Source organism: Parabacteroides caeci, assembly GCF_023656795.1.
In the GTDB taxonomy this organism is placed as follows: Bacteria; Bacteroidota; Bacteroidia; order Bacteroidales; family Tannerellaceae; genus Parabacteroides; species Parabacteroides segnis.
The window spans coordinates 30,885-44,094 of the sequence record NZ_JAMOKT010000004.1 but is presented as its reverse complement, the minus strand read 5'-3'; the positions used below and the strand labels follow the sequence as shown (position 1 = coordinate 44,094).

Annotated in this window: 9 protein-coding genes; all 9 read right to left on the bottom strand. The window is 33.2% G+C overall.

What is annotated here, in order from left to right; translation table 11 throughout:
* Positions 1-20 precede the first annotated feature (20 nt).
* Positions 21-1,574, bottom strand: coding sequence for a vitamin K epoxide reductase family protein (locus NBH15_RS02965; RefSeq protein ID WP_250821959.1), 1,554 nt, complete (start codon positions 1,572-1,574; stop codon positions 21-23).
* Between the two features lie 13 nt (positions 1,575-1,587).
* Entirely contained in the window at positions 1,588-2,808 is a 1,221-nt protein-coding gene (locus NBH15_RS02960) for a DUF4934 domain-containing protein (protein ID WP_250821958.1), read from the bottom strand.
* A 230-nt stretch (positions 2,809-3,038) separates the two neighbouring features.
* On the bottom strand, positions 3,039-3,152 hold the full coding sequence (locus NBH15_RS02955; RefSeq protein ID WP_250821957.1) for a TIGR04149 family rSAM-modified RiPP: 114 nt from the start codon (positions 3,150-3,152) through the stop codon (positions 3,039-3,041).
* Between the two features lie 118 nt (positions 3,153-3,270).
* Positions 3,271-4,719: a glycosyltransferase family 2 protein gene (locus NBH15_RS02950; RefSeq protein ID WP_244050687.1), complete on the bottom strand. Its 1,449-nt coding sequence runs from the start codon at positions 4,717-4,719 to the stop codon at positions 3,271-3,273.
* Positions 4,716-5,624, bottom strand: coding sequence for a hypothetical protein (locus NBH15_RS02945; protein WP_128135751.1), 909 nt, complete (start codon positions 5,622-5,624; stop codon positions 4,716-4,718). The genes NBH15_RS02950 and NBH15_RS02945 overlap by 4 nt, the downstream gene beginning before the upstream one ends.
* Positions 5,625-6,122: 498 nt before the next feature.
* Positions 6,123-8,204, bottom strand: coding sequence for a glycosyltransferase (locus tag NBH15_RS02940; protein WP_128135752.1), 2,082 nt, complete (start codon positions 8,202-8,204; stop codon positions 6,123-6,125).
* 153 nt (positions 8,205-8,357) lie between these two features.
* Positions 8,358-8,711, bottom strand: a complete 354-nt coding sequence (locus tag NBH15_RS02935; protein ID WP_250821956.1) for a DUF3244 domain-containing protein — start codon at positions 8,709-8,711, stop codon at positions 8,358-8,360.
* Between the two features lie 149 nt (positions 8,712-8,860).
* Positions 8,861-10,849, bottom strand: coding sequence for a tetratricopeptide repeat protein (locus tag NBH15_RS02930; protein WP_250821955.1), 1,989 nt, complete (start codon positions 10,847-10,849; stop codon positions 8,861-8,863).
* A 123-nt stretch (positions 10,850-10,972) separates the two neighbouring features.
* Positions 10,973-13,009 (bottom strand): methyltransferase domain-containing protein, encoded by a 2,037-nt coding sequence (locus NBH15_RS02925; protein WP_250821954.1) that lies wholly within the window; start codon positions 13,007-13,009, stop codon positions 10,973-10,975.
* Positions 13,010-13,210 lie beyond the last annotated feature (201 nt).

Sequence of the window (13,210 nt, the reverse complement as noted above, 5' to 3'; positions counted from 1 at the left end):
CTTCTAAAAATATCCATTCATTAATTCCAATCAATTTCTAATAACCCTAAATCCTCTATTTTATATTGTATTGGAAGTTCATAACCATTTATTAAAATAGTAGGAGTTGTTCGCAATTTAGTTTTTTTTATCCATGTCTCATGAGCCAAATATTCTTGTTCTACTGACTCATTTATCTCTAAATTATTTTGATCAAGAAAAGTGCTTATTTTATACTTTCCTTCTTTAAACCATTTATCATAAAGCTTTACTGTGTCTTCCATTCCATACCTTAAATAAGCTGCAATTAAGATTTTATTACTTATAGACAATGATTCATTAAAAGATGAAAAAATATATTGTATGCAATATTTATCAGAGGCTTTATTTAACAAATTATTCAATCGAAAATGCATTTTAGCACATGGTTCACAATGTGGATTAGTCAAAATTGTAATTAACGTCTTTGCTTTCGGATTTCCAAACATAATATGTGATGTAGACAACAAAACATCATAATATTGATTGGATTTCAGTAACGCCATAAACACATCTTCATTCATTTTAACATTATTAAGTTCGTATACAAGCTCTTGTTTAGACAAAGCGGCTCTAAAAATAGATAAAGATTGATGAATGATTAAAAGAGATAGTGCATATAGCATCATTAACCATAACAATTTTACTAAATCAAATGATTGGATATTAAAATATCCAAAATATAAATGCATTATAAATAATAACCAAAATATCCCCATTACAATTAGACACATAGGACACCATTGCTTCACTTTAAAACGTTGATACCATACACTCCATAAAGAAAAAGGAAGAGCACAAACATTAATCCATGTACAATAAGATATCCATGAAGTTCCCACAAGACACATAAAAAAAGTTGATACAAAATATGCAAAACCTATTTCGCTCCAAGAAAATACACCTAAAAATTTTGCTGCGTCAGATTCTAAAACACTATTACAGTTACTTTTATTAAACAAAGAACACAATTTATCCGCATAAGCACTTTGAACCTTCAACTGCTTTTGCAACAATAAAAAAGACACATATATACCGCCCAATAAAGCACTTAATATGGCAATTGATTCCATAGTAAACAAAGCAACAAAAACAAAATAAAACACACAAATAAGAAGCGCAATAATCCATAATAAATTAGATAACATTTTATCTATAAACTCTCGCTTTCTATTCTCAAAATAATCAGGCTCTATCGTTCTATCATTTGTTTCAATCATCAGCAATACACCAGACCATATTGAAACAAATTCCTCCAATGCAATATCTAAATATTCATTATTAAATAAACATTTAACTTTGGCATTTTTAATCTGTTTCACCAAGACAAAATCATTACTAGCATAAGCTATAAAAGGAGGATCAATATTTAGCACCTGTTGCTTATCTTTTAATCGTATAGCAACATTATCTATATTATATGAAGACAATATCATAGACAATCCATATAGACTATTACGATATGGATTACTACTACATAAATTTATTAGACATTTAGTAGTATATTTCACATCCAAAAGACGCAATAATTCTACAAGTATATTCACATATTTCATTGCACAATAATAATTATTTGACTATCACAACTATTGGATTACTATCTTCTGATATGTCAAAAGTTTTTTTATTACTCATCTTTTCTATATAAGAAGTAGCTTCTATTAACCCGACAAACTGACCATCAGATGTAGCTGTTTGCAAATTCTCTAGAAAAATTCCATTTACAGAATCTGATATATGAAGCTTATCTGTCACTTTTACTAATTTATTTTTCTTATTATAAGATCCCCAATAGGTTTTTGCATCTTGTAGATTGTAATAGTTCATCTGAAAAACAAAGAACAGACATTCTTTCCCTTCTAATACATAATCAATTGCAATTTTGTTCAAACTTCCTTCGAGATTATATCTATCTTTATAATCACAATGTTTATCCCCTAAATTAAAGACTAATCTAGGTTCCATTTTATTTTCTAAAACCTGATAGATCGTATCATTAAAATGTTCTTTACAATAAACATTTTTATCAAAGACCCATAAACAAGGATTTTCTGTATAGGAGAATACCATCCGACCGTCTTTCAATGTAAAAATCAAACAGCTAGTTGAAACAGGTATATTACCAAAACCTGAAAAAGAAATTGGAGTCTGAGAAAAATCAGAAGGTATAATTTCATCCTCATTTAAAAAAAAGTTATGTATTTTCCCATTCAGAATATCATACATTAAAATTTTATAATCCAGCTTATTAAATAGAGTTTGTTTATAAACATACAGTTTATTTTCTGTTGTAATTTGAGACACTGTTGTTAAACGAGGAAAACTATCAGGCAAATTTATAATATTTAACGGATTCCCATTCACATCAAAACGTAGGACTCGATTTCCATCTGTTTGTACATAAATAATTTCAGCTGTATCATCTATCCAAAAAACAGGAATATTATGTTGTAATGTATATTCATTTGCTCCCTGACCTATATTTCCGATAGTTTGAATAAATTCACCTGTTCTCTTATCAAACATCTTTATAGGTTGTTGAAAGGAACCTACAAGCAATTTATCTTTCAACATCCTAACATAAGCTCTCTTTCCTATTAGAGATTCTTCGGTTGTTTCTAACGAAACATAAGAAACAGACTCACCTATATCCATAACAGAGAGTTCTTTTATATCAACTAGCGCACTCTCTATATCAATATATTCACAACCATTATTATCACTATTAGAACAAGCCAAACCGACTATTAACAAGACTACTAAAATTGTTATTTTTATAATATACATCATATACACATAATATTAAAGATCAATTATACATGATAAAAAGTTTCCTCTTTAATATATCAATAAATATCAAAAGGAAACTTTTAAATCTAAAGAAGCTATTCCAATAATCCATTAAGAAAGCTTCTACCTCCTAAAATTCACACTTGACATCCACACACCAAATAATCAGAAGAAGAGTCCCAACCACAGGATCCTGAATAATGAAGACCATTCATAGTAAATGAACAAGGTCACGCACAACTGCTAGCAGAACAACCTGTAGCCCCTAAAATCCCTTTCATTTGATCTTTAGATAATTCCACAGGATCTACATTTTTCAAACGAAGCTTTGATAACTTTTTCATATAAATTATTATTAAAACACGTGGCAGCGTTGTAAAAACGCTCAAATAATACTGTATAGCCACAATTTCACAGCAATTATATATAAATATTTCATTTGATTACTCACCTTTATAAATCTTAAGATTTATCTAACATAGAAGACGAGATATCTTGAACATAGTATATATCACAATCATTATATAATATATCATCATAACATAAGATTCTATCTTTATCTTCTATTTGATAGAAATCATATTTATATTTCCGTTTATTCTGACTTAAATATCCTAAATGGAGTAACAATGTTTTTGCTTCAAAAAAATTACAATTTTTCTCCGCATAAGGAATTGAAGGAAAATGTAATTTTCTTTGATTTACTATTTGCATTCTCCCCTTATCTCTAAACATTCTCCATCTAAGCCATAACCCGTTCTTTGCATACGGATCCTTCATAAATCGGTATGTGTCCGTACTATTCCATAAGTTCGCAATATAAACACCTATTATATCTACATTTGAGATCTTCATCACCTCCCGCAAATCCACAAAACGATCATCAAACCGTTCATCCGCATCTATGAAGATAAACCATCCCGCTTTGAAAAAAGAAGCAATATCCAACAACATATTCCGGTTCTGTTTGTCATTGAACTCCGTGCGGACTTTCTTTGCTTTCAATAATAGTTTATCGGACCAGGCCATTTCATACGTATCATCCTGACTGTCATCATCCAATAAGATAATCCCGTCACAATATTTCTCCACACTCCGAAGACAATCCGTGATCCGTTCCGACTCATTATAAGTCGGGATCAACGCAATCAATGGATAAAACTTTTCAAAGACCACGTCAGACGGAATATCGAACTGCTTCAATGCCGAAAGATACTCCCGACACTGTTCATTTGCATATGGATGTTCTTGCCAATCATAAAGCAACTTTCCCGATCCCGTTTTTGATCGATTGTCTGCCTTGCTTTTTATGGGTAACAACATTTCATACAAAAGATCCTCTGGTACGCTTTGTTCCAAAGCTTCCGATAACCGGCTTTCCCCCAGTTGCAACAAGGCATCTGGATAATATAAACGGTGAATGTCCGCCAGTTCCATACGTCGACACAGGTTTTCTTCTGCCCCTTCCAGTACATCGAATTGTCCATCATAACCACCAACCAAATCCAAATACTCTTTCTTCACCATCAAACAGCCATAGGAAAAACCGATCGCATAATGCAACGGGTATTCATCCAGCGTCACACGCAATTCATAAATGACATCCGCTTGAAAGAGAGATTCAGGGAACATCAACAGGATATAGTTTTTTATCGACTGACAGATACCTTCATTATAGGCTACCGCACTATTTTGCCACGATCCAGCCACCACTTTCCAACTAATAAAGGGGTATTTACGGATACATGCCAACAAACTTCGACAATCCGCTTCTTCATCCACCAGCAAGACAACCTCTATGCCGTTCCGTTCGTAATAAGCCGTACGCAAAGGAAGACTATCCACAAACGATTCCAACCGGTCACCCAACGGTACCACAATGCTCAGGTCAAAATTCGGCAACTGTTTCATAAGGCAAAAAGGATTAGTTTCTCTTTCCACAACTCATACAAGTTCGACCATAAGATTTCCAAATCTTCACGGTCGTATCCATTCCTTTCCGCCAGTTCCTGAATAGAAACTGCCCCATCACACTGATCCAACAAATCGTTCATTTCCTGATCCAGTTCTTCGAAACAAATCAATCCGCGCTTCAGATACGATTTACCATCCAATTCTTCCACCGCAAAAAGTGAAGACAAACAGGGTTTCAATAACAACCGTTTCTGACGATTGTTCATATATGTAGACATGTTTGTAATCCGCTCTATCTCTTGTAACAGTTTTGTCTTAAATACATGCTTTCCATAAATTGCCAATACCTGTTTCTGAAGAGCTAAAACATCTTCCCGTCGGTCAAATGCAAACACTTTTCGTATCACTGATTCGAGCAAAACTGGAGAAACCGATTCTCCGAAGCTTCCTCCCTTACGCCCCTTAAAATGGACAGATTGCAATTGGACATAATTCTCCGAAGTCACCAATCCGCCCAAACCGTAATCACCCATAACGACACAAGGTTTGCATAAAGCTAATGCCTGCACAGCTTCCGAACCGGATGCCACCACTAAATGCGCTTGCTTATAAGCTGAAAACCAAGAAGAGCGCGACACAACTGTCACGAAAGGAGGAAAGGCATTTCTCAAACACGCATATTCATCGGAAACAATGGTCAATGAGGCATTGGTTTGCCCCAGAAAAGTCAACAACTTGAAATCGTTCTCGCCTACTGAATTTCCGGTTGGACAATAAACGATACGACAAACCTCCGGCTGCTGTTCGTAAAAATAATAATTACCTGTCCTTTCCACCGGACAACAAAGACGGATTTCCATTTCTTCTGGTATCCCTAGAGTAGACAGAACTATATTTCCCATATTTAATACACCAAACATATTTTCAAAAGGAGTAACATAACTATCTATATTTTGGGTAGTTGTAACAAATAATACCGGGCATTTCACATACTGTTTGATCAATTTTTTATAATGAATCAGACTAATAGAGTTCTGAATAAAAATTAAATCATAAGATTTTCTTAACTCCTGAGATTGGTCATTAAACAAATCCCCTATCAAATGAACCTGATAAAGACTTGAAAGAAGATTTATCAAATAACCTGCCAATTCTTTTGACCGGATATCCAGATACTTCCCAATTCCTATATATAATGCATACATCTGCTTCATGGTAGATTTATTGTTAAATTTCAAGACAAAGGTATGGACCTAAAAAAATAAAAAGTGGATTGAATCTATTTTAACACGCCACACAACACCCTGATAATAAACCCGCTAAACTTCCATGCTATGTAAAATTAAAAGAGCCCTACAAAAACATGGATTTCAAGCTAATAATTAGCCACGATCTCGTAATTAGATCGATATAATTTCATTGGTGTTTAAAGATAAATAAATTTGAGTTTCAAAATTCGTAGCAATGTTATTCCAGCTACATATATATTGTTTTAGTTGATTTTTGGACATACTACAAACTTTCATAAACTCTTTACCGCTCTCTATCCTCTGCCGTTCACTACAATATCGGGAGTTTCCATTTCGAAAATGAAACAAATGGTATAAAACTCCGGTAACTCGAGAAACTGGTAGTCCTAATATTTCCATCCGTTTTACACGTTCCTGATCCTCCATCCCCCAACCATAAAAGTGCTCATTCTCTCCCCCTGCATTCAAATAAATACTCCTGTGTACTAATAAAGCACCACCGACAGAATGAATAACACGGTTAAAATGTTCTCTTTCTTTCAAAAAATCAATAGAACGGTTATTTCGAAATACAAAACTATCTTCCAACGAACAAAAATTGAAACATCCGTCATAAGGGAAACTCATGACTGCTCTTCCTTCACGTATGTCGTCTATCGAACAATCTATCTGATTATCCGGAACTATCACATCGGTATCCCATATACCAACAATAGATGTATCGGCTTGCCTTAACAATTCATTCAGGTATTTCGTCCGGTAAAAAATCGGGTTATCGTCTTTCACAAATAAGTAAGTCACATTCGGATAATTTTCTGGCATTTTATATAAGGGACCGGAATCAGCTTCTAATATTATTATTTTAGTATGTGTACGTTTCGATAACTGATCTAACACCACATCCAGATTTGCCTGCCGTTCAGACGAGTCTATGCGAACCGGGATTACGAATGTAACTACATCATCTAGCGGTTTTTCTATATCATTGTAGTTCGTACTGACAATTTCTTTCGTTCCTAATAACCGTTTAGTTCGCTCTGGAAAGAGCCCCAAACCATCTATTATCCGGATGTCCTTCAATAAACACTCATCAATCATTCCCACCTCTTCCAGACGATCCAGTAATTGGATCAGGTTTTGTTTATTGAAAAGAGTTACAGAACTTTCTTCCGAAACATCTATCCGAAGCGTCAAATAATGTATCCAACCATATAAAGAATAGACTTCTTCTTTTTTCCAATTCATACAGAGAATGAGCAGGCGTTTATCCAGTTCCGCCAGCACTTCATCTTCTTTTCCTTCGGCAAATCCATTGCGCAGGATGTATATAAGACCGCATCCCAAGCTACATAAACTACATTCCCGTCCTAAAGAAGGAATAATTTCTATATCATTTTCCAATAATTGCTCTAATAACTCATCCGCTTGTTTTTCATAAATCACATCTCCGGTATAACTCGCATAAGTATACAATGCTATAATTCGTCCAATTTGCGGAATACCGACAGTCCACTCGTCCGGTGTTTGCTGATTGGCGCTCCTATAACGGTTTATAAATTCAATCTGATATTTACGGCATATATCATAAGCAAATGCTTTCTGTTCATCTCGATGTAACTGGGATATCTGAGACGCATGCCAACGGCACATCATCAATATATTCGGCAGATTTTCGACCTTTCCTGATAATGCAAGCCTCGACATAAGGTCATAGTCGGAAGAGTAGATATATTTTTCATCATATCCGCCATGCATTCTCATCACATCAGTTCGTATCATCAAAGATGAATGCAAAAAAGTATTATTCTGAAGCAAATGAATCATCAATTGTTCATATGATAAGGATAAATGTCGTTTCATCTGCGGATTCGAGAAAATAAAATTCGTACCTATTCCCCAAATATCCGGATGAGTTTCCAGATACTTATATTGGAACTCAAATTTTTGAGGATAGGCTATATCGTCCGCATCCATAACACAAATATATTTTCCAACGGCAAGTTCCAATCCTCTATTCCGGGAAGGATAGTTCCCGACATTATATTCATTACAAATCAATATAATACGTTTATCCGTATAAGACTTAATGATTTGCAATGAATTATCTGTTGACGCATCATCTATTATAATAAATTCAAAATTGTCAAAAGTCTGAGAAAGTATGCTGTCAATTGCTGCATGAAGATACTTCTCTTCGTTAAAGACAGGCATTATGACGGATATGTCGATCATAGTATTTAGCTTATAGAATTATAGAGATTCGCTTCTAGTTAAAAAACACACAGTGAACCCCACTAGTATATTGGACTATTTAATTATATAAACCATCTACTATATTCATGGAGCTCACTGCTATATCCATTATTTGGCACGTATAAGGAATGGTCATTCTATTGCAAAATCGCCATATAAACATGTATCGTCATAGGCTACTTCAAGCGTATAGGAACCAGATACATAAAGTGCCTGCAATTTAACGATTTGCGGTGAACTATAGGCCTCTATAAAAACTTTATTACCTTCGGCATCCAGTACTGTCACTGTTACATTTTGCGGAGCGTTAAAAAAGTTGATTAAAATTGTATTTCCTTCCAAAGAAGACCTTACAGGAATAACACTACGGAGAACATCTTTATCCGCCTTTCGTGCTTTTAAATGGATATCTCTTGAATCCATTATTTTGGAAAATGCACTAAATGCGACAAGCATACATAAGAATAAGATAACTGTTTTTTTCATAATTGACTTTAATTTGTTGTTTGTACAGCAAAATAACAAATCCTTTTTTGAAAAAATATGGATTTAACAAATAAAAAAAACAGAACCAGCACATTGATTATCAACAACTAACTCAAAGCAACAAATGTTCAAAATTTGAAATATGGATTTTACACTATACTAAGCAATATATCTTCTAATGATTTTTTCCCATACGATTCAAAATATTTTTCTTGAATGTTAGTTGGATATTTTGAAATGGTATTAGGTTCTAAATCCATAATTGCCGATATTTTTGCCGTTTTTACACCTAATAATAACAAACAACAGAACCTCTGTTCTTTTTTATTCATTTTAGGATAATTCTTACAAAGCTTAGGTATTAATTTAGGATAAATAGAACAAAACAACTCCTCAAAAACTTCCCATTCTTTATCTGAGTATTTGACAATAACATCTCCCTTATCATAAAGTTTTTTCATTTGCGGATAGTTATTTTCTAAATATTTACGTAAAAATCCTCTCGATTTATTTCTCAAATTCTTAATAACAGACTCTTTCGCTTTTATATCGCTCTGCAATATAGTTATTTGCTTATCTAAAGCATCTGCTTGCGCAGAATATACACTCTTTAGTTGTTGTTTTTCATATTCTATGAATTCAATTTTTGCTTCAGTATTTTCTAATTCATCCCTTTTTAATTGAAGTTCATGTTGTTTATTTTCATATAAAAAATCCTTATTTTCGATTTCACTTTGCAAAGTGACTATCTCTTCATTTAAAACTTTACATCTTTGAGCCAATGATTCTCCAAGCTGTTTTTTTTCAAGCATCAATGATTGAATCGTTACGACATTATCCTCCAATTCTTTCATTTTCAACTTAAGTTCATTTTCCTTTTCACTTAACAGAGTTTTATTAAATTCAATTACTGATAGACTCTTTGAAAGAGCAATTTCTCCATCTCTTATTATCACTTGCTTTTCACAAATTATTTTTTGATATCGAATAAAGACTATGAATATAAAAAACAACAAAGCTAATATTAAAATAGAAAAAAACAATATTGCATTTTTTTTCTTTAAAGCCAATTGACTCTTTTCATTGATCAATTTATCATAATTATAGCGTGCTTCAATCTCTGCCAATTTTTCAGGTTGATAAATATGTTCTATCGAATCACGTAATAATATATATCGTTCATTATATTCAAATGCAGTTTCATAATCTTTACTTTCAAAGAATAAGACAGAAAACTCCCTATTCAATTGACACTGTATATACAAGTCAGAACTGTCCATAGCTTTATTCAAATAATAAAATGCAGAATCCGATAGTCCTACCTGTCGATATAAGTAACCTAACGAATAATATAAAGAATAGGATAGGTTATCTTCTTCTACCCCACTCATAGATTTATAAAGATATTCAACTGCTTCCGAATATGATGATTGACTTTCACAAATATTCCCTAGACAGACAAGAAGGCTCCTACTCAAATCATTCCAGCCATTCTCATCTGATATTTCCAATGATTTTTTTAAATAGGAAGTTGCACTATCTAATTGATTCTGATACTCATAAGACGATCCTATATCTCTCAATACAAAAGCCACACCCAATAAATTATTTGCTAATTTATAAGAATCATACGCTTTTTGATAACAAGATAAAGCATCTTCGTAAAACGAAGTCTTATCATACAAATCTCCCAAATGATTATAAATACGTGCCTGCAAATTATAATCAGTAGTTTGCAGTACCATTTCTTCCGCTTTTAAATAACTGATAATCGCTTTATCAAAAAGCAACATATCAGTCAAGACTCTTCCCTGGCAATAATAAGCTTGTGCCTTTCTCTCCATATTGTCAGTCTTTTCAAAATAATCCACTGCTACATTTATCAAAGAGTCAGATGTAGGAGTAATGATATTTTTATCCTGTGCCTGAGTCAACAATAAACACCAGAGAGCATTTTGTTCCTGTGAAAGATTTTCCGGATGTGCTATACTATCTAATAGTAATAACGCACTATCCGGTCTTTCATTCATGTATTTCTCTGCTTCAATCAATAAGGGAGATACACTTGTACCGTCACCGCAAGCCACCAGACAGAAAAAAAATAGCAGATTCAGAATTAGTTTAGGGTCTTTCATCATATACATTCAAATTATTGAATGCAAGGTAAAACTTTATTTTCATAAGATCAAAACAAATATCGATAAAAGCTTATAATTCTTCTCCACAAGTGATTTCACACAACAAACAATAGATTTCTTCACTTAGAAATTACTCCACAAAACATATTGTTCCCATTCCGGAATAACTGAACCATAAGAATATTGTGAACGTGAAACGACTCGAAGATTTTTAACCCAGTTAAATACTTTTTTAAATAGAATATCGCTAATCTCTATTGGTTCACAAACCGTTGCCGAATGGTAGTGAACATGCATCGTAAAAAAACAATCCGGTTTGCAAACCCTTTGTAATTCCATTCCTACTAGTTCTAAAGAATCGATATGATCAATTGCATTGACAGATATTACTACATCAAAAAAATTATCCTCAAAAGGTTGTTTTTCAGCATAAGCTTCTATAAAATGAACATCCGGATACAATTCATGTGGAAACCCTAAATCTCTATAAACAGACATTAACGGGTCCAAAGCATATAGTTCACATCCAGAAAAACAAGTAGCACTCGGCATAGGTCCCGCTCCTAGATCCAAAACCTTTTTCCCGGAAAATATCTGTGAATCCAACTGCAATACCTGCAAATATTTAATTTGTTGGTGTAACTTCGTCCAAGTCATAATTGCAGAGTGTATTGGATTTTCCAATACAATGCATTGCTCCGGCAACGGAGAAGAAGTTCCGTACAATTCAGATAACTTTCCTTCATACCACAATTTATATCGAGAAATTTCATTTTTCCAAAAAGCTATCTCCGAACTATATTTTTCATTTTTTCGAAAAGTATCTGTAAGCTTTCTCATGTCATAACCATTCTTTTGAATAAAATTCAACAGTTCTCCTGCAGATAAACTACAAATTTTCAAAAACATCTTCCGATTATGCATTTCAATGTCTCCTTCAGCATATTTTGAATTATCATTACGGGGATGATATAAATGGAATAAAGGTCCTGGTGATCTAAAAACAGGTAGTCTCAATATTTCCATTCGTTTAATACGTTCTGTATCTTCCGGACCCCACCCGTAAAAAAGTTCATTTTCACCACCTGCTGCCAAATAAGTCTTTCGGTTTACAAAAAAAGCTCCTCCGTTTGTATTTAGTCTATAAATACCATAATTGTTCAATGTTTCAGGAGAACAATTCTCTCTAAAACGATTTGAATCAGAAGGGGGAAGCCAACAGCAACGTCCGTCATAAGGATAGCTCATAACTGCTTTCTTTTTCTTAATAGCATCAACTGCCATTTGAATCTGTTCCTCTGCCACCCAAATATCTGTATCCCAAACACCAACAATCGGAGCCTCAACCATCTTTAGCATGTCATTCAGATATTTGGTACGATAAAAAACGGGATCAGAATCTATCTTAAACAGATAATATACATTCGAATATGAATGCTTGAATGTATAACGAGGTCGATCATCTCCCTCTATTATCCAAACCTTACTATTGGGTATGTTTGTCAATTTTTCCAATAAGAAATCCAAATTTCTCTCCCGATCGATTGAATCAATACGGATCGCAACAACAAAAGCCACCTCATCTCTTTCAATATTATCAATCGGAATCAAAGATTCAGTATTTGTCTGTAACCCAAGCAAAGTTGCTGTTCTTACTGGAAAAATATTCATCAAATGAATCTTTTTTACTTCCGAATAGATATCTCTGGAAAAATGATATCCACTTTTGATCGCATTAGTCAAACGATCTAACAAAAAAATCAGATTTTGACGAAAAATAATTTCTGACAAACAGTTAGTTGGTTCTCTGTTACATAAAATACGTATTCGAAAATAGTATAACCAATCTGCCCAATTCGCAATAGCTTCATCGGGACGACAAGTCAACTGCCAAAACAAAAAATGATCTACTTCTGCCAATATCTCATCTGCATCACCGTCTACATATTGGTGCTGTAGCAAATAAATAACGCCACAAGCAGTTCCTAACAATCCATTTCCCAATTCTATAGGCATTTCACAAGAGAGTCCCTTCAAAACAATATCTAATAATTCCTCGGCTTGCTTCTCTAATTGACTATCTTTGAACAATCGTGATTTTTGATAACAATCAATCACATTTATCATATCTGAAGATATTTTTTCTTTTATACCATTCATTATATAAAAATTTCATGTTTGCATTTTTCAAATTAAAACATTTCTATTCTAGAAAAAATGGATTAATAAAAAAAAAGAATCAAGCTAACTAATTAATATTCCATAGATTACAAAGCAATAAAAAAATCACGTAACAAAATGTGGAATTTATCTCAAATAAAAGATTCTTTCTCACTAAAAAAGTTCTACAAAACAAAACAG

Bases quoted from the DNA above. Each gene is read 5' to 3' on its own strand.
- NBH15_RS02965 (WP_250821959.1), bottom strand. From the start codon at position 1,574: ATGAAATATGTGAATATACTTGTAGAATTATTGCGTCTTTTGGATGTG.
- NBH15_RS02960 (WP_250821958.1), bottom strand. From the start codon at position 2,808: ATGATGTATATTATAAAAATAACAATTTTAGTAGTCTTGTTAATAGTC.
- NBH15_RS02955 (WP_250821957.1), bottom strand. From the start codon at position 3,152: ATGAAAAAGTTATCAAAGCTTCGTTTGAAAAATGTAGATCCTGTGGAA.
- NBH15_RS02950 (WP_244050687.1), bottom strand. From the start codon at position 4,719: ATGAAACAGTTGCCGAATTTTGACCTGAGCATTGTGGTACCGTTGGGT.
- NBH15_RS02945 (WP_128135751.1), bottom strand. From the start codon at position 5,624: ATGGGAAATATAGTTCTGTCTACTCTAGGGATACCAGAAGAAATGGAA.
- NBH15_RS02940 (WP_128135752.1), bottom strand. From the start codon at position 8,204: ATGATCGACATATCCGTCATAATGCCTGTCTTTAACGAAGAGAAGTAT.
- NBH15_RS02935 (WP_250821956.1), bottom strand. From the start codon at position 8,711: ATGAAAAAAACAGTTATCTTATTCTTATGTATGCTTGTCGCATTTAGT.
- NBH15_RS02930 (WP_250821955.1), bottom strand. From the start codon at position 10,849: ATGATGAAAGACCCTAAACTAATTCTGAATCTGCTATTTTTTTTCTGT.
- NBH15_RS02925 (WP_250821954.1), bottom strand. From the start codon at position 13,009: ATGAATGGTATAAAAGAAAAAATATCTTCAGATATGATAAATGTGATT.